At 57.3% G+C, this 26,479-nt stretch carries 15 protein-coding genes; 5 read left to right on the forward strand and 10 right to left on the reverse strand.

Features of this window, described 5'->3' with window-relative positions:
• Positions 1–50: 50 nt before the first annotated feature.
• A complete protein-coding gene (locus tag ACP7BE_RS03190) occupies positions 51–365 on the reverse strand; it encodes an SCP2 sterol-binding domain-containing protein (RefSeq protein ID WP_095000408.1) in 315 nt (104 codons plus the stop codon).
• Positions 366–422: 57 nt separating this feature from the next.
• A complete protein-coding gene (locus ACP7BE_RS03195) occupies positions 423–1,133 on the reverse strand; it encodes a histidine phosphatase family protein (RefSeq protein ID WP_095000407.1) in 711 nt (236 codons plus the stop codon).
• 207 nt (positions 1,134–1,340) lie between these two features.
• Here ACP7BE_RS03195 and sohB point away from each other — a divergent pair, with 207 nt between their 5' ends.
• Positions 1,341–2,360 carry a protease SohB gene (sohB, locus tag ACP7BE_RS03200; protein WP_095000406.1) on the forward strand — a complete coding sequence of 340 codons (1,020 nt, stop codon included), beginning with the start codon at positions 1,341–1,343 and terminating at the stop codon, positions 2,358–2,360.
• A gap of 179 nt (positions 2,361–2,539) precedes the next feature.
• The gene (locus ACP7BE_RS03205; RefSeq protein ID WP_426104706.1) at positions 2,540–7,636 is read left to right on the forward strand and encodes an NEL-type E3 ubiquitin ligase domain-containing protein; all 5,097 of its coding nucleotides are present in this window, start codon (positions 2,540–2,542) and stop codon (positions 7,634–7,636) included.
• Between the two features lie 55 nt (positions 7,637–7,691).
• Here the strand turns inward: ACP7BE_RS03205 and ACP7BE_RS03210 are convergent, their stop codons facing one another.
• The 3 genes from ACP7BE_RS03210 to ACP7BE_RS03220 all read right to left on the reverse strand — a co-directional run bounded on the left by ACP7BE_RS03210 (position 7,692) and on the right by ACP7BE_RS03220 (position 10,574).
• A complete protein-coding gene (locus ACP7BE_RS03210) occupies positions 7,692–8,186 on the reverse strand; it encodes a DUF934 domain-containing protein (RefSeq protein WP_095000404.1) in 495 nt (164 codons plus the stop codon).
• The gene (locus ACP7BE_RS03215; RefSeq protein WP_016781107.1) at positions 8,170–9,828 is read right to left on the reverse strand and encodes a nitrite/sulfite reductase; all 1,659 of its coding nucleotides are present in this window, start codon (positions 9,826–9,828) and stop codon (positions 8,170–8,172) included. Before ACP7BE_RS03215 ends, ACP7BE_RS03210 begins: the two co-directional genes overlap by 17 nt.
• Before the next feature lie 527 nt (positions 9,829–10,355).
• Positions 10,356–10,574 carry a DUF2970 domain-containing protein gene (locus tag ACP7BE_RS03220; RefSeq protein ID WP_095000403.1) on the reverse strand — a complete coding sequence of 73 codons (219 nt, stop codon included), beginning with the start codon at positions 10,572–10,574 and terminating at the stop codon, positions 10,356–10,358.
• Between the two features lie 145 nt (positions 10,575–10,719).
• Between ACP7BE_RS03220 and ACP7BE_RS03225 the strand changes: the two genes are divergently transcribed.
• Complete coding sequence (locus tag ACP7BE_RS03225; RefSeq protein WP_426104710.1) at positions 10,720–17,241, forward strand: NEL-type E3 ubiquitin ligase domain-containing protein; 6,522 nt, start codon at positions 10,720–10,722, stop codon at positions 17,239–17,241.
• A gap of 95 nt (positions 17,242–17,336) precedes the next feature.
• On the opposite strand, the gene metH is transcribed toward ACP7BE_RS03225, so the two are convergent.
• On the reverse strand, positions 17,337–21,047 hold the full coding sequence (metH, locus tag ACP7BE_RS03230) for a methionine synthase (protein ID WP_095020030.1): 3,711 nt from the start codon (positions 21,045–21,047) through the stop codon (positions 17,337–17,339).
• A gap of 154 nt (positions 21,048–21,201) precedes the next feature.
• On the opposite strand from metH, the gene ACP7BE_RS03235 reads away from it, so the two are divergent.
• Both ACP7BE_RS03235 and nfuA read left to right on the forward strand, forming a co-directional pair.
• Positions 21,202–23,499 (forward strand): fatty acid cis/trans isomerase, encoded by a 2,298-nt coding sequence (locus ACP7BE_RS03235; protein ID WP_095023580.1) that lies wholly within the window; start codon positions 21,202–21,204, stop codon positions 23,497–23,499.
• Positions 23,500–23,611: 112 nt separating this feature from the next.
• On the forward strand, positions 23,612–24,196 hold the full coding sequence (gene nfuA / locus ACP7BE_RS03240; RefSeq protein WP_016781101.1) for a Fe-S biogenesis protein NfuA: 585 nt from the start codon (positions 23,612–23,614) through the stop codon (positions 24,194–24,196).
• A gap of 86 nt (positions 24,197–24,282) precedes the next feature.
• On the opposite strand, the gene cobM is transcribed toward nfuA, so the two are convergent.
• The 4 genes from cobM to ACP7BE_RS03260 all read right to left on the reverse strand — a co-directional run bounded on the left by cobM (position 24,283) and on the right by ACP7BE_RS03260 (position 26,417).
• The gene (gene cobM, locus ACP7BE_RS03245) at positions 24,283–25,029 is read right to left on the reverse strand and encodes a precorrin-4 C(11)-methyltransferase (protein WP_095000399.1); all 747 of its coding nucleotides are present in this window, start codon (positions 25,027–25,029) and stop codon (positions 24,283–24,285) included.
• Positions 25,030–25,105: 76 nt separating this feature from the next.
• Positions 25,106–25,519, reverse strand: coding sequence for a cobalamin biosynthesis protein (locus ACP7BE_RS03250; protein WP_095039093.1), 414 nt, complete (start codon positions 25,517–25,519; stop codon positions 25,106–25,108).
• Entirely contained in the window at positions 25,516–26,217 is a 702-nt protein-coding gene (locus ACP7BE_RS03255; RefSeq protein ID WP_150629004.1) for a CbtA family protein, read from the reverse strand. Before ACP7BE_RS03255 ends, ACP7BE_RS03250 begins: the two co-directional genes overlap by 4 nt.
• A gap of 11 nt (positions 26,218–26,228) precedes the next feature.
• Entirely contained in the window at positions 26,229–26,417 is a 189-nt protein-coding gene (locus ACP7BE_RS03260; protein ID WP_095000396.1) for a CbtB domain-containing protein, read from the reverse strand.
• Positions 26,418–26,479 lie beyond the last annotated feature (62 nt).

Here is a 26,479-nt window from a genome sequence, read left to right on the forward strand (position 1 = left end):
GCAAAAAAAACCGAAGCGCGTGGGCTTCGGTTTTCGGTGCTGCGTGTGGCTTAGGCCGGGAACAGTTCGCTCAGCTTCATGGCCAGCATCATGTCGCCTTCAGCGCGCAGTTTGCCGCCCATAAATGCCTGCATGCCATCGGTTTCGCCGCTAACGATGCCTTCCAGGGTCTCGCCGTCCATCACCAGGGTGACCTGGGCGTCAGGGTTTTCACCTTCTTTGAGTTCACAAGTGCTGTCTTTGACGATCAGCGAGAAGTGTTTGTCTTCATCGATGCGGAAACCAAAAACCAGGTCCAGGCCTGCAGCAGCGGCTGGGTTGAATTTGGCTTTCATTGCTTGAACGGCATCAGCTACAGAAGTCATGGTTCGATCCTTATATAGGGTGGAGTACGGCGGCCCGAAGGCCACGGTTGCCGACGCTCAACGATAGGTGATGAGTGACGGCGTCTTCAACAGTTGCAAATGCACATGACTGTTGAAGGAAGCCAGGGTGACCTCGCGGCCATGAAACTTGAGCTGGCTGAGCGAGGTATTGACGATTTGCCAGCCGAGCTTGAAGGCATCGGTGGCCGGAATTCGGGTCAATAGGTGGACCAGGGCCGTAATGGTGCCTGCAGAAGTGAACACGACAATGTTCTGCTGGCCCTTGGCAAGGTCGAGCAGGCGGTTCAGTCCGCCCTGCACCCGTTCGACAAAGCCCAGCCAGGTTTCCAGGCCGGGGGTGTCCCAGGTGCCACTGAGCCAGCGCTCGATGATCAGTTCGAAAATGCGCTGGAACTCGGCCGGATTGTGGGCGGCATTGTTCATCGCCGTCAGGGCCTCTGGCTCGTCCGGCAGCAAGCCGGGAAGCAGGGCATCAAGGATGGCGTAAGCATCGAATTCGTTGAAGGCAGCGTCTGTTTCCAGTGTAGGGGCGGGCAGCCCGGCGGCGTGCAGTTGTGCCAGGGCATGGCGTGCGGTGTCTTGCTGACGTGTCAGATCACCAGCCAGGCAACGGTCAAAGCGCAAATCCAGTTCGGCCAGATGCTTACCGGCAATTTGCGCCTGGTGCACGCCCAGTGGTGACAACTTGTCGTAGTCATCTGCACCAAAGGAGGCCTGGCCATGTCTGATCAAATAGATGCTGCCCACGTGCGCGTCATTCCTGAGCACTGAAAGTCAGGCGAGGTTAGGAGGATGGCAAGTGGCTGTCAATGAAAAAACATACGCTTGTTTGAATTGCTGCCAATGCCCCTGATCAAGGTGTTTCACGGCTGGCAGGCCCCGGTTGGCGTCGGTATGCTGGTTGTCATTGCGCGGCCCTGACCCTCGGGCTGCAATCGTTTTCAAGGAGAGGCTGTGGAATTTCTTGCCGAGTACGCCAGTTTTCTGGCTAAAACCGTGACTCTGGTGGTCGCCATTGTGGTGGTGCTGGTGACTGTTGCTGCATTGCGTGGCAAAGGGCGCCGTTCTACCGGGCAATTGCAGGTCACCAAGCTCAATGATTTCTACAAGGGCCTGCGTGAACGCCTGGAGCAATCGCTGCTGTCCAAAGACCAGTTCAAGGCACTGCGCAAGCAGACTGCCAAGGCCGACAAAAAACTGAAAAAACAGCCAGAAACCAAGGCAAATGTCTTCGTGCTGGATTTTCACGGTGATATCAAGGCCTCGGCGACAGAAAGCCTGCGCCATGAAATTACTGCCTTGCTGACCCTGGCCAGACCGACTGACGAAGTGGTGCTGCGTCTGGAAAGTGGTGGTGGCATGGTGCACAGCTATGGCCTTGCGTCGTCGCAATTGGCACGTATCCGTCAGGCAGGCATTCCGCTGACCATCTGCATCGATAAAGTTGCTGCCAGCGGTGGCTACATGATGGCTTGTATCGGCCAGAAGATTATCAGTGCACCGTTTGCAATTCTGGGTTCCATCGGTGTGGTGGCGCAGTTGCCCAACGTCAATCGCCTGCTCAAAAAGCACGACATTGATTATGAAGTGCTGACGGCGGGCGAGTACAAGCGAACGCTTACGGTATTTGGCGAAAACACTGAAAAAGGTCGTGAAAAGTTCCAGCAGGACCTGGATATCACCCATCAGCTGTTCAAGAACTTCGTGTCCAAGTACCGCCCGCAGCTGGCGATTGATGAAGTGGCGACCGGCGAAGTGTGGCTGGGCGTTGCTGCGGTCGATAAACAGCTGGTCGACGAATTGAAAACCAGCGATGAGTATTTGTCCGAGCGGGCCGCGAATGCACAGCTGTATCACCTGCACTATGCCCAGCGCAAAAGTTTGCAGGAGCGTGTGGGTCTGGCTGCCAGCAGTTCGGCGGAACATGTTGTTGACTCATTGTGGAGTCGTTTGACCCAATCACGTTTCTGGTGATTAGTCAGGCGCTGTTGTAAGTGTTACAACAGCGCCTGCGTCTGTGTCTGGTGCGGTAGTTAATTATCGTTTAAAGCATGTTTTTTAATAAATAACCTGATTCTTTATCAAGTATTCAGCCGACTATTTTTTAGTGTTGTCTATAAGCTGAAGGCACGAATCCCTATCGAGCCTTTACCATGACCGATGCTATTAGTTATTCGTTATCAGAGTCTGAACGATCCGTTGTCGACTATGCCCGTCGATTGGCGAATGTGCCGGTTGAAAACCAGCATGAAACCTATATTGCGGGGTTGCTTGCACCCTGGTTTAAATATGCGTCGCCGACGTTGCGCGAAAGATTACTTAACAGTTTCAAATTAGGGCAAATGGCTCAGCGCGAGGTCGCGCGCGTGCTGGCCCAAATCAAGCCGATAGAGTCGTTCGCCGAGCCGTTGCTCAAGGAGGCGCTGAAGGCACGTGGCTGGACAGATGCTGACCCCAAGAGGTATGGCATAAAACAGGTTCGCTTGTTGAGTAATCTGTTGCTGTTTTTTGCTCGGCAACAATTCAGGCTAGTTGATTCTCTGATCCAGCTTGCCTTGCCCGAGAAGTTCACACCTGAGTCATTGGAGCTGAACCTGGTATCGAGCGTCAGTCATCACAGCCTGCTGCAAGCTGCGTTGCAGAACTATGAGGCTTTTGAGGCTGTTGAAGGCGGCTTCGACCAGGGGTCGTGCATTTATGCACTCAGAGGTACGCAGCAGATTGAACAGGCCGAATTAAAGCCCGAAGGTTTTGCGCAGATCTGCCGCGACCTGAACCTGGGTATGCAATATCAATGGCATTTGACGCGTGTGTTTGAACCGGCGGATGATAATTGGCCTGCCGACAATGCCAATTCAAAGGCGTATAAGTTGCAAGCTGTATTTGTGCAGAATCTGCGCCAGGAATTTGCCTGCGCCTTGCATGTGGCCTATATGAAGGCGGAGGTCACGACACAATCATATAACTATATATTGAATTTTTTGATTCCGCCTGGTGCTCTCTTTTCGTATATTCACTCAGGTCATAGCACGCTTCAAATCATGGGCTTTGAAGTTCCCGGAGTTATTGTTTTTTGGCCGCAGAGAAAACCGGCCGAAGAGGCGCAGCCCTGCGTGCTGTATTTGCCGAACAGTTCCGGCACGGCGTTTCACGAATTCGAGTCGTTTGATTTATTAAAGGCGACGCTGCGCGAGTGGTTAAAAAATAGCGTCTTTGCCACGTATTTCTTTCACTTGGTTCCCTTGCGTTACCGCGCCGAGTTTATGCGGCGCACGGACTTGAAAAATATAACCTGGGATTCGTTGTTGTTACGCCGCCCACCGATCATCAATGAGCCTGCATTGATGTCCGAAACCCGGCATCTGCCCAAGTTTGACGATCCATTTTTGATTGCCTGGGGGCTGCAGCTGGCCAAGATTAAAGATGATGCCAGGTTGCTGATCGTCCCCACGGAAGATGAAGACTCTAAAAGTCGTTTGGCACGTCAGGCCTCTTTCTTGAATCTGGGGGTGAGCTTGTTGATGGTTGCGTTGGGTTTTGTCCCGGTTCTGGGTGAGATCTTGCTGGTAACCAGTGTCATGCAACTGGGGGTTGAGGTGTATGACGGTATCAAGGCGTGGCAGCGGGGAGACCGGGCAGCCGCGCTGGAGTACTTGTTCGATGTTGCCGAGAATTTTGCGCTGGCTGCCAGCAGCACTGCAGCGGCAAAAGCACTCAGGCCATCGCCGGTCGTGGATGCACTGGTTGCAGTCACGTCAGTTAAAGGTCAAAAACGATTGTGGCGGCCGGATCTCAGGCCCTACCAATACCCAAACCTTGCGCTGGGTGATGCCGAGCCCGATGCGCGAGGGCTCTATAGCATGGGTAACAAGCAGTTTATCAAGCTGGAAGACAAGGTGTATCAGGTCAAAATCGATACTGCGACACAAAGGTGTCATATCCAGCACCCAACCGAGCCGTACACCTACACACCACGCGTCAGGCATAACGGCAGCGGTGCGTGGGTGCATGAACTCGATGATCCGATGCAAATGTCGCGTATGCAGTTGTTCCGTCGGTTGGGCCCTGCGGCCCAAGGGTTATCGGACGCTATGGTCGAGCGTGTGCTGGCTGCATCCAATACCAGTGATGATGCGTTGCGCAGGCTGCACATGGATAACCTGCCGCCACCTCCTGCGTTGGCAGACAGCATGAGGCGCGTGCAGTTGAGTCAAATGATCGAACGTTTCATCGTACTAATGCAGCAGGGGGGCAAAGTGTCTACCGATACTGCGCAATTGCAACTGGAGCTGTTGACTCGTCTTGATGGTTGGCCTGCGGACAGAGTTTTACGCGTGGTGAACATGCGCGGGTCCATGGTCATGGAGTACGGGCCTGAAGTGGAGTCTTTGCATCCCCGCCTGCAAGTTACCGAAGCCCAGATCAAGAACGCTGAATTGCTCAAGACCACGCTGGAGTCTTTCTCCTCGGCGCAAATCGAGGTTTTGTTGGGGCAATCTGTCGATGGCCTTGAGCAACAGGAACAGGCATTGGCGCGCCAGTTGGGTCGCTTTGCCCAGGCTACAAAGTCTGATTTGTTCTCGCATCTTTATAAACGGGGCGAGGTGGTGACAGCCCGGATGGAACTGTTGCAAAAACAGTTTCCGAGTTTGCCGGCAAGTGTGATGGGCGAGTTAATGAATCAACTGGCCCCGGCCGAAATGGCAACAGTGCAGAGCACCGGGCGCCTGCCGCTGCATATCCTGGAAGAGGCGCGCAGCTACACGCAGGTATTGCGTTTGAACCGGGCACTGGAGGGACTCTATTTCGAGGCTCTAAGTAACGTTGATAGCAATACATTGGCATGGCAAACCCTTACCCACTTGCCTGATTGGCCACCCAGTCAGCGCTTGCTATTGCGCGACAGAGCCACAGGTCAAGTACTGAGCTCCGTAGGTAATCCGTTGTCCAGATACAGCCAGGAGATTTTTAAAAGCGCGGGTGAGTACCATTTTTTGGGCCTCGCGACAGATGATATATACAGCAGCCCCTATCTTTGCAGATGTGTGGCCAAAGCCTTGCCGTCTTCCGCGCGTATGTCGCTTGGGCTTCCCGACACTGACCCGGGGGTGTTTTTAAGCTGGAAAATTGCATCCCATGCGGCCAGTCATCGCGCGCAAAGTGCCAATGCGCTGGGGATGCAGCAGGTTAAACCCTGGTTCAAATCGCCCATGCGCCTGGCCGATGGGCGGGCAGGCTACAGGCTCAGCGGTCGCTCAGGCCATGCCGCGCAAGCGAGCAGGCCATTGGTGATAAAGGATCTTGTGATGGATCTTTTTCCGTTAATGAGTGAGGAAACGGTCAGCCAGTTTTTATACCATCTTGAACTTTCACCTGCGTCGACCACCCGGGTACTGGCCAGGTTCAAGGCCGAACTTCAAACCTTGCGTAGCGATCTTGAGCGCTGGGTGGACTCGCCGGTCTGGAGTCAGCGGCGCAATGGCCCGCGGGTACTGGTGACGACCCAGGACAAGCGTGCAATCAGCCAGGCTTTGCTCCATGTCTGGCGCCGACAGACCGCAACCGTGAGCGTGGGTGAGCACACCGGATATGTGCTGAACCTCAATAGTTGGCCAGTTGATTGCTTGCCTGAGATATCGGCAGATTTTTCCCATGTCAGTGCACTGCACTTGAGCAACTCACCCAATGGAAAGTTTCCCGGTTCATTTTTGGAAAAGTTTCCTAACTTACGCATCCTGTCCCTGAAAAGTAACCAGCTCAGTGAGTTGCCCGTGGAAATTGCCGGTATGTCCGAATTGGTGAACTTGAACTTGCAGGACAATCATATTGTATTGAGCGGGCGAACCGCTTCGGCTCTGGCGGGACTGACCCGGTTGAAATCTTTGAATTTAACGGGAAATCCCTTGGGCAGGCGTATTTCGGTGACTCGCATGGTTGACCTTGAGCGTTTGTATCTACGCTACAGTGGTCTGCTGACTTGGCCTGAAGGGGTTGAGTCGCTCAGCCACCTGCAGACCCTGGATATGCGTGACAACAATATTAGTCGCATTCCACTGGAGGTTTTGTCACCTGGCAGAACAGCGATCAATAGTGTTACTCACCTGCATGACAATCCTTTGAGTGCCGACTCGTTACGCCGCCTTGATAATTATCGGCGAGAGTACGGCATCAGTTTTGGTATTGCTCCGCGACGTCGGCATGTTGACCAGGTACGCGGCATCTTTCACTGGGCGTCCCGGCCAACGTTCTCAGAGACGCGTGTATGGAACAGCTTGAGGGATATCGCCGGGTCGAGTGATTTTTTTCGCGTGCTGGAAGACCTCAGTGCGTCCTCCCAGTATTTGCATGGACGTGAAAGTTTAAGCCAACGGGTCTGGCAAGTTCTCAATGCCATGCACGATTTCAGCGAATTACGTAACCAGCTGTTTGAGGTTTCAGCCAATCCCAATACCTGCGCCGATGGGATTCCGATGATTTTTTCGGATCTTGAACTTCGTTACCGGATCTTTATTGCGCAAAGCTCGGTCAATGCCGAAGCAGAGCTGCTGCAACTGGCACAAGGACTTCTGCGGATCGAACTGCTGGATAAACATGTACAGGGGGTTGTTGAGGCGCGAATTGCTGCAGTCCATGCCGAGCAATCAGAGTACGTGCGCCAATTGCAGGGCTTGATCGATGAGGTCAGCCCGGATTTTGCATCTGAGCCCTTGGCGAACATGACGGCGGAGGAACAGCAGGGAGTGGCTTATCGTTTGGGTTCGGCACAAGCGCTACGTCTGGCGCAGAGGCTCAGCCCGGCTGATTTGCAGGCGCGAATTGCAAAGGTTGATCCGCTGGAGATACAGATGTTTTATCAGGTCAAACTGGCTGCTGACCTTGGCTTGCCGGCGCGGCCCAAGAGCATGATTTTTGAAAGAGTCGCCAATGTCACGCTCGAGCAGCTTGAAGCCGCCAAGCTGTATGTTTTGACTGAGGATACAGCGCAAGCGAGGATTGCTTACATTGAAAAGCAGGGGTTCTGGGAGCGCTTTCTGGAGAAGAAATACCCCGAGCATTTTCAGTCGGTTGACTCACCGCTGCATGAACGCATGCAGGGGCTTTACCTGGCTAGGGAGAGGCTGTCCAGTCAGGAGTATGTGTCGAAAACCCAAGCTGTAGGGGAAAGTCGTTTGCTGGCCAGGCAAGAACTGATCAGCCAGTTGACCCGTGAAGAAGTTGAAAAACACCCTTTCGAGCAGGAGCAATCTTGACCCTGCGCAGGGTTATGCAGGCGCTGGCCCTGGGTAACCAGGGCCAGCCACAGCATCAGCGACGACGGAACAGCGGCATCGGCTCGTCGGTTGAAGACTGGTAGGTCACCGAGAAGTCCTTGAGGCCTTCCAGCGCTTCGTAAGGGTCTTTATCGGCACGGATGGCGAATGCGTCAAAGCCACAGCGATGCAGATAGAACAACTGGTCGCGCAGAACATCGCCAATGGCGCGAAGTTCGCCTTTATAACCATAGCGGTCACGCAGCAAACGGGCGTTGGAATAACTGCGGCCATCAGTGAAAGCCGGGAAGTTCAGGGCAATAACCTGAAAGTTCGCCACGTCCTCGCCCAGCTCTTCAGCTTCTTCGTCGCTGTCCAGCCACACGCCCAGGCCGCCGTCGCGGGCCTTGAGTGCGTGGCCGTGTTCGCGCCACATCACCAAAGGCACGATCAGGTCGTCGCAATTGGAGATTTCGTCAAAGCTGGTTTCCTTGGGCAGCAAGTGCCAGGTTTCATCGATGACCTGGTTGTTCTTAATTATTCGCTGCATAGACGCGCTCCTTGAAAGGGTCAATGCCGATACGCTGGTAGGTATCGATAAAACGTTCGTCTTCGGTACGTTTTTCAACATAGACGTCGATCAGCTTTTCAATCACATCCGGCATGGCGTCCTGGGCAAAGGACGGGCCCAGAATCTTGCCGAGACTGGCATCACGGCTGGCACTGCCACCCAGGGATACCTGATAGAACTCGGCGCCTTTTTTATCTACGCCGAGAATCCCGATATGCCCGACGTGGTGGTGACCACAGGCGTTCATGCAACCGGAAATGTTCAGGTCCAGTTCGCCAATGTCGAACAGGTAGTCCAGGTTTTCAAAGCGGCGCTGGATCGATTCGGCAATCGGGATCGACTTGGCGTTGGCCAGGGAGCAGAAGTCACCACCAGGGCAGCAGATCATGTCGGTCAGCAAACCGATGTTGGGCGTGGCGAACCCATTTTCGCGCAACTCGCCCCACATGGTGAACAGCTGGCTCTCTTCGACATCGGCCAGGATAATGTTCTGCTCGTGGGAAGTACGCAGTTGGCCAAAGCTGTAACGGTCGGCCATGTCGGCGATGGCATCCCACTGCTTGTCGGTCACATCGCCCGGGGCTACACCTGTAGGTTTGAGCGACAAAGTAACGGCGACATAGCCCGGTTTTTTGTGGGCCAACGTGTTGCGTACGCGCCAACGGGCAAAACCCGGGTGCTGCTTGTCGAGTTCGGCCAGTTCGGCGCCGAAGTCGGGCAGGGCTTTGTAGTCAGGATCGACGAAGTGCTTGGCGATACGCTGCACTTCGGCTTCGGTCAGGGTGTTCGAACCGCCGCGCAAGTGAACCATTTCGGCCTCAACACGCTCGGCGAACACTTCAGGCGTCAGCGCCTTGACCAGAATCTTGATCCGCGCCTTGTACTTGTTGTCACGACGGCCATAGCGGTTGTAGACACGCAGGATGGCCTCGAGGTAGCTCAACAGGTCTTGCCACGGCAAGAACTCATTGATGAAGGCACCGATTACCGGGGTACGGCCCAGGCCGCCACCTACCAGTACACGGAAGCCCACTTCGCCGGCGTCGTTGAGTACCGGCTCCAGGCCGATGTCATGCACTTCAATGGCTGCACGGTCAGATGTCGAACCGTTGATTGCAATTTTGAATTTGCGTGGCAGGTAGGCGAATTCCGGGTGGAAAGTCGTCCACTGACGCACGATTTCGCACCAAGGGCGCGAATCGATCAGCTCATCCGCAGCAACACCGGCGAACTGGTCGGTGGTGACGTTGCGCAGGCAGTTGCCGCTGGTCTGAATGGCGTGCATCTGCACGGTGGCCAGTTCTTCCAGGATGTCCGGGATGTCTTCCAGCGCAGGCCAGTTGAATTGCACGTTCTGGCGGGTACTGATGTGGGCATAGCCCTTGTCATAGTCACGAGCGATTTTGGCCATCATTCGCGCCTGACGCGAAGTCAACTGGCCATAAGGCACAGCGACCCGCAGCATTGGGGCAAAGCGTTGAACATAAAGGCCATTTTGCAGGCGCAGGGGGCGGAACTCTTCTTCGCTCAGCTCACCTGCCAGATAGCGTCGGGTCTGATCCCGGAACTGCTTGACGCGGTCCTCGATGATCTGCTGATCGTACTCGTCATATACGTACATATAGGTCCTGTTCTCAGGCTGCTAACAGCTTATCTGCGCGCACGGCCGCGCACTCCCCAAGGAGCGGGGCACGATACCAGTTTGTAGTTATGCGCAAAAGTGATGTTTAAGCATATGCAAAGAACCAAAACGACTATAAGCGTTTGATTCTCAATCCCTTACTTGTGGGAAGGGCATTGCTGGACTTAACTGTTTTAAGGACTTCAAGCAATCACCCATAAAACCGAAAAAAGGCGATGCGATGAGTACTCCAGTCAAAGCGCGTAAAAGCGACAGCAAGGTCGATGCATGGGCCATTTTCTTTCTGATCATTCTGGTGGTTTCTACTGCCGTGTACTGGGTCAGCCACCAGTAGCAAGCGTGCAAGGTCGAGGCTGATCAGGCGGATGTAGCCGCTAAAGAGCTTGTCGACATTACCTGGTGCCGCCCTCGCTGCCGTTGGCATGCTCAACAATGCCAACGTTGTGCATGGCCCCCCCAGGCCTTTGCGTGCCCGGCACTCAGGTACGCGCTGCCAATTTGCGTCCCTAAACCCCCGCCAGATGAACCACCAGCGTGACGATCCCGTACAGGGTCAAGGCAAACACCAAGGTAAATAGCAGCCCCATGATAAGGAAGTGGGAGGCTTTTCCGTGGGAAAAATCCCGAGTCCTGTTTTTTCCGCTTTGCACGCCAAAGGCAGCGGCCATGACGCTGTGCAGCATTTGCCAGAAGCTCGGCGGCTTGTTGTCGGCAGGATCGTTCATAGATGCCTCGGCTGTCTGAGGTTGGAACGGTTACATCCCATAGCGTAGTCAACTTCAAGGCCCATTAACTATCTACCACCCATGCCCGGGCACTGTCGGTTGTACTGAGGCGCTCATTCACACGCGTTTCAGGAAGAAGCCGGTCATGGAAAGTTCGTACATTGTCTCGGGGCCGGGGCCCCACGCAGCCTTCATAAAATCCAGAATACCCGCCTGGGTCAAACACAGCGCTGTGGCAGATATCAAACGCCTCAAGCCGGGATTGTTTCCGGCGCATGCTTCAGAGGCTGGAGCAGCCGATGGGCTCGGCCGCGCACCACGGTGGCTGCGTCAGGCCCTGCTCGACAGCCAGGCTCGCAGCCGGGCTGCCAATCAGGCCTTGGCCAGGGCACTGAAAGGCCTGCAGGGGATCACCCAGTTTGCCGAGCCCCGCTTGCAGGAGGCATTGCACAGTCACCTTGGCCAAGGCCGGGCAATGGACGTCAACACGGACCGGCTGTTTTACCTGCGCCGCAATCAGCCCGTGCGCCAACACAGCCTGTTACAGGCTGCCTTGCTCAACTTTGACGCCAGTGAAGATTTTTCCCAAAGGGTCGCAGGACAACTTAGCGCGTTGGCGCCGCAGGGCGCTTTACCTGTCGAACGGTTCCAGCCAGACAAGGGCCCTGATCAACTGGCCATTGTGTCGGACACCCTGGTGCATGGTTCTGGGGTTGTGGCACACAGATTCCGACAGGAGTGGGAAAGTCTTCGGCCGGTTCCCGGTTTTGCTTACCGCGAAACATTACCCATGTCACCCGAAGTGTTCTCACAGCTGTGCAGATCCCTGGATTTGGGGCAGCAGTACCAGGCCCATCTGCAGGCGGTTTTTGCCCCGCCAGCGGTGCGCGCCCTGATGATCCGGGCGCAAAAAGCACTGCTGGCCGTACGCTTGCATCGGGCACTGCTGCAACGGCATATCACTGACTCTGGTTTTGCCATGATCAGTGCGTTGCTGGAGGAGCAACCGCGCGTGTCGTTATATGCAAAACCTGTAGTGTTCAGCCAGCTCCAGCTCTATGGCCAGGTCTTGGACGAGGTGTTGATTATCGGCCCCGATCGTTCCAGGTGGCCGGTTCTGGAATGGGAGCGCACCGGATTGAGCGGTGTGCCGCTGATGAAAAAACCTGAGGTTGAACCCGTGGTGGTCTATATCCCGGGGGCACCGTTCTCGGCACTCAAAGAATACCCCTCGCTGGAAGCATTTCAGTATGAGCTGGGTCTGAATTTGCGTCTGCCTGCGTATCAGCAGCTGTTTGCCAGTCTGGTCCCCCAAGGGAACGCCGCACTTTTTATGCAGCGATTGAATCATCAGTTGTACAAGACCATGCCTGATCCGAGAGGTATCGAGCCAGCAGATTATGTTGATGAGGTGGACCTGAAGCTGGAGCTGGTAAGCATCGAAACGTCATCAGCAGGGCTGTTCACGGCCCTCAATACCCTTCATCTGGACAGGCTCAAAGCCAATGCCCGGGCACTTGCAGTGCCCACAGCCGATGCCGACAGCAAGCGCTTGCAGCAGCGTCTTGATGACTACCTTGGCCTTGGTCTTGATGTGTTGAACGTGGCAGCGTTTTTAATCCCCGGTGCAGGGGAGGTCATGATGGCAGTGATGGCTCTACAGATGAGTATGGACATCTACCAAGGCATTGAGTCGTGGCAGGCAGGCGATGTCGAGGATGCCTGGTCGCATGTGGAGTCCGTTGCGCTGAATATCGTGCTGAGTGGTGCAACTGGGGTTGCAGGCCACGTAGCCAGTGGCAGGTTGGCGACTGACCCCGCCGGGATCGACAGGTTCAGGCAAATCGTCCTGCCCAACGGTGAAACCCGTCTGTGGCGGCCCGAAATCGAGGCCTATCAATGCCAGTTGCCGCTCAATACCCGGCTTGAGCCCAATGCTCTGGGCCAGTATCGGGCAGACGGCAAAACCTGGGTCCAGGTGGGCCGACAGTTCTACGAGCAGGCCTTCGATCAGCAGCTTAATGCCTGGAGGATAAAGCATCCGAGCGACGAAAATGCTTATCAGCCAATCCTCATGCATAACCATGAAGGAGCCTGGCGTCTCGAGCATGAACAGCCCTTGCAATGGGAGCGCCCGACCTTGCTGCGTCGACTGGGGCACGTGACCCGCATGTTCGATGATGAAGAACTGGGGCAGATCGGCGACATCAGTGGGGTCAGTGACGAAACCTTGCGCAGGGTGCATGTGGACTGCCTGCCCGTGCCTGCTTTGTTGAGGGACACATTGCAACAATGGCGGGTTGAGCGGGAGCTGGGCATGCTGGTCGATGGCACAAGAGCGGGCAAGCACGCACTGCTTGCCCGTCTGACCGGCACAGGCCGGACGGCTCAAGCGAATGTCGAATTAGTACGTCGACGATTTCCCATGCTGTCTGAGTCTGCGGCTCAGGAAGTGCTTGAGCTTGCCGGTGAGAATGATGTGGCACGCCTGCGCCGGACAGGTCGGGGGTCGAGGCGGCTGGACCGGCTGGCGCGTGAGTACGCGCAACAGGGCCGTTTGAACCGGGCGCTGGCCGGCCTGTATGTGCCGGGGCTGGCGAATCTCGACAGTGAGCGTCTGGCCATTGAGGCAATGTTGCACCTGAGCGCCAGTCAAAACGTCGTCAGCCCGGCTGCAGTGGCTCGCTACGCCACTTCGCATCGCAGGGAAATGGCCCGCATGCTGAAATTGCATCCTGTGGCTGCAAGACCCGCCTTGCAGAGAATCAATGGTCGGATCGGCTATGCCTTGTCTGGCAAAGGGGCAGCTTTTGACGTGAGTCCGTCGTTGATAAGCCGTGTACGCGATATTTGCCCGCAAATCAGCGACGAACAGGCCGAGGCCTATGTGCGCAAGCGCATCGACGATGGAGAGTCTGCCCAGCATATCTTCGATTTTCTAGCCCGTCGCCAACGTGAGCTGGACACATTGCGTAGCACACTGGAACTGTGGTCGAGCACAGCCAGCGGGCCCTTTAACCAACGGATGCGGCGCTTGACGGCTGACCGGCTGGTAGGTTGTTGGCGGGAGGGTGTACTGAGTCGTATTGAACCTTTTGCTTATCTGGATCTTGAATTTGACCTTAGCTGGGCGAGTGAATTTCCTGTACTGGACGCTGACTTTTCCCATGTGCGGACATTGCGGCTGAGCGCCGACCTGATGGTGAGCGAGCCCGATGCCGGATTTGTCAAGCGCTTCCCCAGCGTGGAGCGCCTGGAAATAAGCCTTCAGCGATCACAGATGATGCCCGTTGCCGATGCATTGGCGCAGTTGCCCACGGTCAGCGAGCTGTCACTGGAAGCCGACTGGCAGGGCTTGACCCGTGAGTTCATGGACCGGCTGACAACCCTTGGGCAGATCGAATGCCTGTCTGTGCAGGGGGCACTGGAAACGCTGGATGTCAGTGGCTGGCCGCGGCTGCGGCAATTGCAGGTCAAAGGACGACTTGTTCAGTGGCCAGCAGGCCTGTTCGATCTTACTGATCTTGAAACCCTGGACCTGTTTGGAACCTCGATAACAACGTTGCCCGATGAGCTGTTCACCGGACATCAGCAGTTATGGGCGGGCTTGCTTCTGGATTGGTCAGGCATTGAGCCGTCAACGGCCATAAGAGCCTACGAGCGCCTGCGTACCCATCCTGTGCGAACGGTGGATCTGGAGAGATGGACAATCGCTTACTGCACAGGTTGCCTGACCCGTTTCATGCCCCATGACCGACTGTTTGCCAGTACGGTAATTACGCGGTGGTCCCTTGGCGAACAAGCCGTGGCTGAGCTGATGCGGCGCGTTAACGGCTTGCATGAAGAGCACTACAGGTTTGCCGAGGCTCTGGAGGCCTGGGTGTCTCAGGATCCTGAGACGACGCAAACGCTGTTGCGCAGGCAAGCGGCTGACAAGATTCAGCGCTGCTGGCGTGCTGGAATTTCACCCCGACTGGGGTTGGAGGATGCTGGCGCCGGGCCTTCCTGGCGGGTCAGTACTGTAAATCAGGAGCTGGATCTGGCAGACGAAATAATCAGTTCTCTGCCACCTGTGCCGGGGGGGCAGGCGTTTGCCCATGTCCATCGTCTTAACTTGAGCGAGCTGGAGGTGGCTGTCGAGGAAATGGATCGGTTTCTGCAGGCGTTCGGCCAGCTCCGGGAGTTGGACCTGAGCCGCAACGGCCTGGATTTGCTGCCGAATGCTCTGGGTAATTTGCGCCAGCTTACAGACCTCAACCTGGCGCACAACGAGTTGGTGATGAGCCCCTCGTTGCAGATGCAGTTGAGTGGCCTGCGTGGGCTCGTGCGCTTGAATCTGCAGGGCAACCGGGTGACAGCGCTGGATATCGGGGCGCTGACCAAGCTGGAGTCGCTTGATCTCAGTCATACAGCCATTCGCAGCTGGCCTGCCGGGGTTTTTGATCTACCCAGGTTGCGGTTTCTGGATATGAGCAACAGCGCAATCAGGACGGTCCCTGCGACGGCTCTCGTGGGTCATGAGGCACTGATGCAGGGGGTGAAGTTAAATGGTTGCCAGCTGGATGCGCAAAGCTGTGCCGATTTGCTGGCTTATGCCCAGCGTTCGGGACGCGACACGGCAGCCAATATAGCGATCGGATTACTGGCAGCACGCAGGACCGGGGGAACGCCCGAGTTTTTCCCTGCCATTGTCGCTGACAGGCCTGACCTGTTGTTGGCGGCCGCTCCAGTATTGAAGACGGATGAAGTCTTGTTGAGCCCCGCACCGATATTTCAGCCCGGTGCCCCGGAATTGAACCGCACCACCCTGCTGCAAAGGATCCATCCCGATCTGAGCCTGCATGATGCAGTGCAATACCTTGAACAGATGCAGGCCCGTGGCATGGGTGTGCTGGAAATCGACGCCCGGCTTGCCGAGTGGAATCACCAATACGACGCTCTGGTCCAGCGCCTGAATGGCTGGATCAATATTCCGGGCCACAGGGAAAGCGGACGCTGGGTCAGTGCCGTCGATCGCAGGCGTGCGGCTGACAGGATCATGCAGGCCTGGCGCGATGGGCTGGAGACCGTCACAACGGCGCAGCCCGAGTCTGTGCATACCCTGGACTTCTCGGACCTGTGCCTGGGGGATATACCGCCGCTGAATGTGTTCCAGACGCATATCACCACACTGAACCTCAGCGGTGTACGCATTACTGCCGGGGGCTCGCAAGGGTTTATCCGCGAATTTCCCGGCTTGCGTACCTTGCACCTCAATAATAATGAGCTGACCCGTTTGCCGGAGGGAATCGGCTCGCTTGAAAACCTCACCCGGCTGGAGGCTGCCCACAACCGCTTGCAGGACGAGGAGGGCTTGAGTCGTCAGTTGCAATCACTGGCGCACCTGGAATGGCTGGATCTGAGCTACAACAGGCTCGACACATTTGACCTTACTGGCATGAGCGAATTGCAAACCCTGAACCTGAGGGGGAACAGGCTGATGCGCTGGCCGACCCGGGTACTCACAACCCCGACCCTCAGAACCCTCAACCTGAGCAACAACCAGATCGATACGATCCCTGTTGAGCTGTTTGAGGGCGATAACGACGCATTGATGGCTCATACTGATTTGTCCCATAACCTGCTCTCCACATCAGGCTATGCAACCTTAAGAGACTACAGGAGCTTTTCGGGCAATGACCTCGGATGCTCCCTTGAGGACATTGAAGACGGCCTGGCCTTCTCCGATAACGCTTCGCTCAGCAGTGATGAGCCTGAGTACGGGGCCGCTGGTGTCGACGAAAACCTCGATCATCTGGAGCACCTGACACCCGAGCAACTGGCCGAGCAAAAGGCCCGCTGGTGTGTGGGGGAGCCGCAAGGCTCGCCGAGGCCAGTGATCTGGGACGACCTGCTGGCGCAAAAGGAGAGCAGGGGGCTGTTCTATTTGCTGGATCAGCTGCAATTCACCCAGGACTATATCCAGGACAGACCGGGCCTGACCCGGCGGGTCTGGAATGTACTGCAGGCAGCTGCATCCGATAGCCAGTTACGCGACGAGCTATTTATCATCGGTCATTCCGATGTGACCTGTGGCGATGGTCGAATCCTGCTGTTCAGCGATCTGGAAGTGAAGGTGTTTGAGTTCAATGCCCTGCGCTCAGTGGTGGCTGGCCAGGAAGGGCCTGCGTTGCTCGGGCTGGGCCGGCGCCTGTTTCGCTTGGGGCAAGTGGAGGAGGTCGCGCAATTTGCCTATCAATCACGCCGTGGAGCGGACGCTGCGGAGGTTCGACTGGCCTATCGCATTAGCCTGAGCGAGCGCCTCGACCTGCCTGCGCAGCCCAGGGGCATGCAATACAGCCATGCGGCGAAAGTCACTGAGCAAGAGATTGAAAGTGCTTATTTGAAAATAAAGGCAGCCGAAAATTCGCCGGCCTTTATGGAGCAGTTGATCCTGCAGGGCTACTGGATCAATTACCTCAAGCGCCAGTATCCAGAGGAATTCCTGGCCCTGGAGGAACGTTTTGAAGTGGAGCATAAAGCGCTGGAAGACCGACATGCCGATCTCGGGGAGGTGTATCAACAGGAGCTTGGCGCTCTGGATGAGCGCAAGCGCAGCGAAGAGCAACTTTTGCGTGAACGTCTCTCGGGAGAGGTTCTCGCAACGCTGTCCACGCAGCCTGATTAACCCATAGTGACTGTCGTCGTTGCCGGACATTGCGATCGATTGGTCATCGATCGCATCCGGCAGCGACTGCAGGGTGTCGGGAGCGTTGCTACCTGTTAGTTGTCATACCCCAGGTTTGGCGCCAGCCAGCGCTCGGTCACGCTCAAATCTTGCCCTTTGCGCGCCGTGTAGCTTTCGATCTGGTCCTTGTCGACCTTGCCCACCGCAAAGTACTGCGCTTGCGGATGTGCGAAGTACCAGCCGCTAACCGCTGCCGCCGGGAACATGGCGTAGTGCTCGGTCAGGAACACGCCGCTTTTGCCCGCACGCATCTCTTCGGCCTCCGGATCCAGCAGCTTGAACAGGGTGGCTTTCTCGGTGTGGTCCGGGCAAGCCGGGTAGCCGGGAGCAGGGCGGATACCGCTGTATTGCTCCTTGATCAGCTCTTCATTGGCCAACTGCTCATCCTTGGCGTAGCCCCAGTAGTGGGTCCGCACCTGCTGGTGCAGCCACTCTGCGCAGGCCTCGGCGAGACGATCGGCCAGGGCCTTGACCATGATCGAGTTGTAGTCGTCCCCCGCGTCCTGATACGCCTTGGCCACTTCTTCGGCACCGATGCCTGCGGTAGTGATAAAACCGCCCACGTAGTCGGTCACGCCGCTGTCCTTGGGCGCGACAAAGTCGGCCAGGGAGAAGTTCGGCTTGCCGTCGGTCTTGATGATCTGCTGGCGCAAGTGATGCAGTTTGGCCAATGGCTGGCCATCGTCACCGTACAGTTCCAGGTCGTCATCGTTAACCTGATTGGCCGGCCAGAAACCGAACACTGCCCGGGCGCTGATCAGCTTCTCGTCGATCAGTTTTTTGAGCATTTCCTGGGCATCGGCATACAGCGCCGTGGCCGCTTCGCCGACGACTTCGTCGGTGAGGATGCGCGGGAATTTTCCAGCCAGGTCCCAGGAAATAAAGAACGGCGTCCAGTCGATGTACTCGGCCAGTACCTTGAGGTCGATATTGTCCAGTACCTTGGCGCCGGTGAAGGTCGGTTTGACCGGCTGGTAGCCGGCCCAGTCGAACTGCGGTTTTTTGGCGATCGATGCCGGGTAGCTCAGGCGCTCGGTGCGGGCACTACGATTGGCGGTGCGTTCGCGGACCTCAACGTACTCTTCGCGGGTTTTCTGAACAAAGGCCGGTTTCAGTTCCTTGGACAGCAATTGCGTGGCCACGCCCACGGCGCGAGAAGCGTCGGTGACATAGATCACGGCATCGTTCTGATACTTGGGTTCGATCTTGACTGCGGTGTGCGCCTTGGATGTAGTCGCACCGCCGATCATCAGTGGCAGGTGGAAGTTCTGACGCTGCATCTCGCGGGCAACATGCACCATTTCATCCAGCGACGGCGTGATCAGGCCGGAAAGGCCGATAATGTCGCACTTCTGCTCTTTGGCTACCTGCAGGATTTTCTCTGCCGGCACCATCACGCCCAGGTCAACGATGTCGTAGCCGTTACAGCCAAGCACCACGCCGACAATGTTCTTGCCGATGTCATGCACGTCGCCCTTGACCGTGGCCATCAGGATCTTGCCCTTGGCTTCCGGTTTGTCGCCTTTTTCCAGTTCGATAAACGGGATCAAGTGGGCCACGGCCTGTTTCATCACGCGGGCAGACTTGACCACCTGGGGCAGGAACATTTTGCCCGCACCGAACAGGTCGCCGACAATGTTCATGCCCGACATCAGCGGGCCTTCGATCACTTCGATCGGGCGCTTGAACGACAGGCGCGACTCTTCGGTGTCTTCAACGATATGGGTAGTAATGCCCTTGACCAGTGCATGTTCCAGACGCTTGTTGACGTCCCAGCTGCGCCACTCTTCGGTTTCGGCTTCCTTGACGCTGCCATCGCCCTTGTACTTGTCGGCAATTGCCAGCAGGTTGTCGGTGGCATCGGGGGTGCGGTTGAGCACCACGTCTTCCACGGCATCGCGCAACTCGGCCGGGATCTGGTCATAGATTTCCAGCTGGCCGGCGTTGACGATACCCATGGTCAGGCCGTTGCGGATCGCATACAGCAGGAACACCGAGTGGATCGCCTCACGAACCGGGTTGTTGCCACGGAACGAGAACGACACGTTGGATACACCGCCCGAGGTCAGGGCATAGGGCAGTTCGTCGCGGATATAGGCACAGGCATTGATGAAGTCCACAGCGTAGTTGTTGTGTTCTTCAATGCCGGTGGCCACGGCAAAGATGTTCGGGTCGAAAATGATGTCTTCCGGCGGGAAGCCCACTTCGTTGACCAGAATGTCGTAGGAGCGTTTGCAGATTTCTTTTTTGCGCGCCTCGGTGTCGGCCTGGCCGGCTTCGTCGAAAGCCATCACCACCACGGCGGCACCATAGCGCTTGCACAGTTTGGCGTGATGAATGAACTGCTCGACGCCTTCTTTCATGCTGATCGAGTTGACGATGCCCTTGCCCTGGATGCACTTGAGGCCCGCTTCGATCACTTCCCACTTGGAGGAGTCGATCATGATCGGTACGCGGCTGATATCCGGCTCGCCGGCGATCAGGTTGAGGAAGGTCACCATGGCCTTCTTCGAGTCCAGCATGCCCTCGTCCATGTTGATGTCGATGATCTGCGCACCGGCTTCAACCTGTTGCAGGGCCACTTCCAGGGCTTCGGTGTAGTTGTCTTCGCGAATCAGCCGGGCGAAGCGGGCAGAACCGGTGATGTTGGTTCGCTCGCCGACGTTGACGAACAACGAGCTGCGATCGATGGTGAACGGTTCAAGCCCGGAGAGACGGCAGGCCTTTGGAATGTCCGGGATCGGGCGCGGAGCATAACCGGCTACGGCGTTGGCGATGGCCTGGATATGCCCCGGCGTGGTGCCGCAGCAACCGCCGACAATGTTGAGGAAACCGCTCTGGGCGAACTCTTCAATGACCTTGGCGGTTTCCGCCGGCAGTTCGTCGTACTCGCCGAATTCGTTGGGCAGGCCGGCGTTGGGGTGCGCCGAGACGTAGGTGCTGGCCTTGTTCGACAGCTCTTCGAGGTACGGACGCAGTTCGCTGGCACCCAGGGCGCAGTTCAAACCCACGGAAATCGGTTTGGCGTGGGCCACCGAGTTCCAGAATGCTTCGGTGGTCTGGCCCGACAGGGTACGCCCGGAGGCGTCGGTAATGGTGCCGGAAATCATGATCGGCAACTCGACACCCAGCTCTTCGAAAACGCCCTGTACGGCGAAAATCGCGGCCTTGGCATTGAGGGTGTCGAAGATGGTCTCGATCAGGATCAGGTCGGCGCCGCCTTCGATCAGGCCTTTGGTGGCTTCGGTGTAGTTCTCCACCAGTTCATCGAAAGTCACGTTGCGGTAGCCGGGGTTGTTTACGTCCGGGGACAGCGAGCAGGTGCGGCTGGTCGGGCCCAGTACACCGGCAACAAAGCGTGGTTTGTCCGGGGTTTCCAGCGTTTTGGCATCAGCCACCTTGCGCGCCAGGCGGGCGCCTTCTACGTTTAGCTCGTAGGCCAGTGCCTGCATGCCGTAGTCGGCCTGGGAAACCTGGGTAGCATTGAAGGTGTTGGTTTCGAGAATATCGGCACCGGCATCCAGATAGGCCTTTTCAATCGAGCCGATCACGTCGGGGCGGGTGAGCACCAGAAGGTCGTTGTTACCCTTGACGTCGCTCGGCCAGTCGGCGAAGCGTGTGCCACGATAGTCGTGTTCCTCTAGACGGTAGCTTTGGATCATAGTGCCCATGCCGCCATCGAGAATCAGAATGCGCTCTTTGAGGGCTTGCTGAAGTGCTTGGAGACGAGCGCTGCGGTCAGACATAGGACTACCTGTTAGAGCCATGCAAAAGATGCGAAATCATAACAAACCTGCGTGGGATTTGAGCGTCTGCTGTTTTACATGAATTTGATTCATGTTCCGACGTTTGTTCGACAGGTAGAATCGCGACATATTTTTGATATCAGGACAATGGCACATGTTTTTTCGCCTACTCACCAGCGCCGTGACGCTGGTGGTGTGCAGTACAGCGTTGGCACAGGCCCCGTTGGTCAGCCCGGCTATTTCCTATACGCGGGATATCCAGCCGATCCTCACCGAAAAATGCGTTGCCTGCCACGCTTGCAATGATGCGGCCTGCCAGCTCAACCTCGGCAGTGCAGAGGGCGCGACCCGCGGTGCGAGCAAGGTACCGGTCTACAAGGGCGACCGGGTGGATGCCGTGGCACCAACGCGGATTTTCTACGATGCCAGCGGCCCCAATGAATGGCGCAACAAGGGCTTTTACTCGGTACTCGACGCCCAGGGCGCTCAAGCAGCCCTGATGGCCCGCATGCTGGAGCTGGGGCATAGCACGCCGTTGACCCCGAATGCCAAATTGCCCGAAGACATCGTCCTGGGCCTGAACCGCGAAAACGTCTGCCCCGCGCCCGGTGAGTTCAATGCCTATGCCCAGAGCCATCCCAGGGAGGGTATGCCGCTGGCCGTTACCGGCCTGACCGACCAGCAATACAGCACCGTGCAGACCTGGCTGGCGCAGGGCGCTAAAGTTGATCAGCAGGCCATCAAGCCCACAGCGGTCGAGGCTGCGCAAATTGCCGAGTGGGAAGAGCTGTTCAACCGTCCGGGTTCCACCGAAGCACTGGTGGCGCGCTGGTTGTACGAGCATCTGTTTCTTGCCCATACCTATTTTGACAACGGTGTGCCGGGGCATTATTTCCAATGGGTGCGCTCGCGCACGCCCAGCGGGCAACCTGTCGACCTGATCGCCACCCGTCGCCCCAACGATGACCCGGGCACGGCGTTTTACTATCGCTTGCAGCCGGTGCAGGGCGTGATCGTGCACAAGACCCATATCACCTACCCGATGGGGGCGCATAAGCTGGCGCGGGTCAAGCAGCTGTTCTACAGCGGCGACTGGCATGCCACCAAACTGCCGGGTTACGGGCCACGCGGGCGTGCCAATCCGTTTGAAACTTTTGAGGCTATCCCGGCAGTCGCGCGCTATCAATTTATGCTCGATAACGCTGAATACTTTGTGCGCACCTTTATCCGCGGGCCGGTATGCCGTGGTCAAATTGCCACCGATGTAATCCGCGACAACTTCTGGACCGTGTTTCAGGAGCCTGCCCGCGACCGTTATGTCACCGACGCGGTGTATCGCGGTCTGGCAACGCCCTTGCTGGCAATGCCCGGGCAGATCGACGACGTTGGCAGCGTTATTTCGCTGTGGCACAACTACCGCGACAAGCGTAACGACTATGAAAAGCTGCGGCAAAAGGCCTATGCCGATATGCCGCCTCCAAGCTGGTCGACCCTGTGGGCGGGCAACGACAACGCTTTGCTGACGGTATTCCGCCACTTTGACAGCGCCAGTGTCAGCAAGGGCCTGATCGGCGAGATCCCGCAAACCATGTGGCTGTTCGACTACCCGTTGCTGGAGCGCACCTACTACCAGTTGGCAGTCAACTTCGACGTATTCGGCAATGTCTCGCACCAGGCTCAGACCCGTCTGTACTTTGACTTGATCCGCAACGGTGCCGAAGTCAACTTCCTGCGCCTGATGCCCGCCGATTCCAGAGCGTCGATCCTCAGCGACTGGTATCAGAACAGCGGCAAGCTGAAGATGTGGATGGACTACCAGAAAATTGACACAGACACCCCGACCGGCATGAAGCTCGACCCGGCCGACCCCAAGCGTGACTTCGCCCTCAAGCTGATTGAGCGCACCGGCACCCTGAATGCGCGCCCCGACCCGATCAACCGCTGCTCGGGTGCATACTGCTCACGGCCCAATATTGCGCAGGAATTCAAATACGCCGAGCAAGCGCTCAGCCGTTTGACCTCGCGGCCTGCTGCCGGGCTGGACGTGATCAATCAATTGCCTGAAGCCACCATGCTGCGTATCGAAGCTGCAGACGGCAAGCGCGAGATGTACAGCATGTTGCGCAACCGTGCTCACACCAACGTGGCCTTTATGCTGGGCGAGGAATACCGCCTGGAGCCGGGGCTGGACACCTTGACCATCTACCCGGGAGTGCTGAGCAGCTACCCCAATTTCATGTTCAACATCCCTGCGGATCAGGTCGAAGCCTTTGTCGAGGCCATGGAGCAATGCAAGGATCAGGCAACGTTCGACACCATCGTCGAGCGTTGGGGCATCCGCCGCAGCCACCCGCAGTTTTGGCAGTACTTCCATGATATAGGCCAGTACATCAATGAAACCGACCCGGTTGAAGCGGGCGTACTGGACATGAACCGCTACGAAAACCTGTAAAGGGGCGGTTGAAATTGAACGAATGGGACGCAGCTTTCCTGACAAAAATACTAGGACTTTGTCAGGCGCGCCGATTGGCGTAAACTGCGTCCCATGTCTGCGAGGAGATTCCATGAGCGCCATAACGATTACCGACGCTGCCCACGATTACCTGGCTGATCTGCTGTCCAAGCAGAACACCCCGGGTATCGGTATCCGCGTTTTTATCACCCAACCCGGTACTCAGTACGCTGAAACCTGCATTGCCTACTGCAAGCCGGCTGAAGTCAAACCTGAAGACACCGCCATTGGCCTGAAAAGCTTCACGGCCTGGATCGATTCTTTCAGTGAACCGTTCCTGGACGATGCCGTGGTGGACTACGCAACGGACCGTATGGGTGGTCAGCTGACCATCAAGGCGCCAAACGCCAAAGTGCCGATGGTCAACGCCGACAGCCCGATCAACGAGCGTATCAACTACTACCTGCAAACCGAGATCAATCCCGGTTTGGCCAGCCACGGTGGTCAGGTCAGCCTGATCGAAGTGGTTGAAGACGGTATCGCGGTGCTCAAGTTCGGTGGCGGTTGCCAGGGCTGCGGCCAGGCGGACGTGACCTTGCGTGAAGGCATCGAGCGCACCTTGCTGGAGCGTGTGCCGGAGCTCAAAGGCGTACGTGACGTGACCGACCACTCGCAGAAAGAAAACGCCTACTACTAACAGGGCGTTCGCTGCGAAGCTGAAGAAAAAACGGTGCCCCGTGAGCACCGTTTTTTTATGGTTGTTTAAAAGCCCTCAGGCTGCACTCAAGGTCGATACAAGTGTGCATGCCCCGCCCGGTACAGCGACGACTCGGCGAAACTGTCATTGGCCAGCACCCGGCCCACCAGAATCAGCGCGGTACGCCGGAAGCCCTTGGCCTGAACCTTGGCCGCAATATCCGCCAGCGTACCTTGCACCCAGTCCTGATCTGGCCAACTGGCACGGTGAATCACGGCAATAGGGCAGTCGCTACCGTAGTGCGGGATCAGCTCGGCAACGATTTTGTCCAGATTCTTGACCCCCAGATGAATCGCCATGGTTGCCTTGTGCTGTGCCAGGCTGGCCAGTTCTTCGCCGGCGGGCATCACGGTTTTCTCCGCATAGCGGGTCAGGATCACGGTCTGGGAAATATCAGGCAGGGTCAGTTCCGCTCCCAAAATGGCTGCGCAGGCCGCCGTGGCTGTCACTCCCGGAATGATTTCAAAAGCGATGCCCAGCTCGCGCAGGCAGCGTATCTGTTCACCAATCGCGCCATACAGGCTCGGGTCGCCGGAGTGTACGCGGGCCACATCCTGGCCTTTGGCGTCGGCCACCTTGATCAGCTCGATGATCTGTTCAAGGTGCAGCTCGGCGCTATTGATCACTTGCTCGGCCTGGTGGCCTGTCAGGACCGCTTGCGGCACCAGTGAACCTGCATAAATGATCAGCGGGCAGCTGCGAATCAGGCGCTGGCCCTTGACAGTAATCAGCTCTGGATCGCCGGGCCCGGCGCCGATGAAATAAACGGTCATGGCAGTCTCTTGAAAAGGTCGAGATAGAGCTGTTCGTGAACAACGCTCATAGTGAGGCGGGCGATTATCGCGGGTTTTACCGGGCGCAGGCTAACGCAAAGGTCGCCATGGAGGTTTTTTTACGTGTGATCAACAAAGCCGCCGGTGCCCCGGCCAGCTGTGTGGCCAGGGCCAGGGCAGCACTTTCGGCAATGCCAAAACAACCGGTTTGTGCGAACGCGGTAGCCGAGCGATGGCTGAGCCGGGGTGAAAACTCGGCCATTTGCGCGGCGCTGAACAGTTCCAGCTCGAGGTTTAGCTCTGTTGCCAGTTGCAGCAGCCCGGGCTCGTGGCGCTTGAGGTCAATACTGGCCAAGGCACGGATCGCACTCAGTGCAATGCCGGCCTGGCTCAGGCTGTCTTCGATCAACGCCAAAAGCGCTTGTGCGCTGCAACCCCGGCGACAACCCAGGCCAATCACCAGGCTTGGCGCTGCGCCGGTCGCTGTCATGCCGAGTACTGACCTGCAGGATTGCGCCGGAACAGCCAGGCGCTGATCACGCCCAGTGCCAGCCAGAAAGCCAGGTTGGTCAGTTGTGCGGCAAGCTTGAACTGCGACTCCAGTGCCTCAGGTGCCAGGCTTGAATGCACCAGCGGCTGCGGCGCGCCAAAGAGATGCGGCACCAGCACAATCGCCACCCCCAGCACTTTGAGTGCCCAATGCTTGCCAAATACCAGCAGGGCAATGGCCACGGCCGTCGAGGCTGCAGTGCTGACCCACCAGAGCTGGCGTTGCAACAGATCCGCCGCGGCAGTGCCCGGCAGTTCAGGCGGCAAGCCCATGGTCGGCGCCAGGCAGAACACGGCATAGCCGGCCAGGCCCCAGAGCAGGCCCTGGGATGTGCGGGCGGGTGCGCGCAGGGTGTACAGGCCCGCCAGCATCAGGGCAAAACCCACCGCGACCACCAGGTTGCCACCGGTGGTGGACAGCACGCGCTGCCAGCCATCTTCCGGCTCCCAGGCCTCGGCGTCATGCTCATGTGCAGGCATGGCCATGTCGGCATGTTCGTGCACTTCGCTAGCAGCGGGTTTTTCGTAGGTTTCGGCCTGCAGAATCAGCGGGGCAACCCAAAAGCTTTGCAGCAGGGTCAGCAGCAGGGCGGCCAGCAGGCCGGTAAAGCCTGCCGTTCGAGCGATACGCGTGATCATGGCAGGCAGTCTCAATGGCACGGAAAGGCGGAGCTGTGACGGGTGTCATGAGCTGCGTTGTGCACGGCATCGATATGCGAAAAACCGGCGAAGTAAACCAGGAAAGCGCCCAGTACGGCAGCGCCGACAGCGGCCACGATACGTTGGCTTTGGGTGGTGCTACTCGCAGCGGAGTGGGTACGGCTGGTGCTGATGGACATGGCGCTTGCCTCGGGTCGGACGACGGGCAGCAAAGCGCAAGAAAACCCCGCGAACGAAGCTC

It is taken from the genome of Pseudomonas sp. TWR1-1-3, from assembly GCF_049896805.1.
Lineage (GTDB): Bacteria > Pseudomonadota > Gammaproteobacteria > Pseudomonadales > Pseudomonadaceae > Aquipseudomonas > Aquipseudomonas bubulae.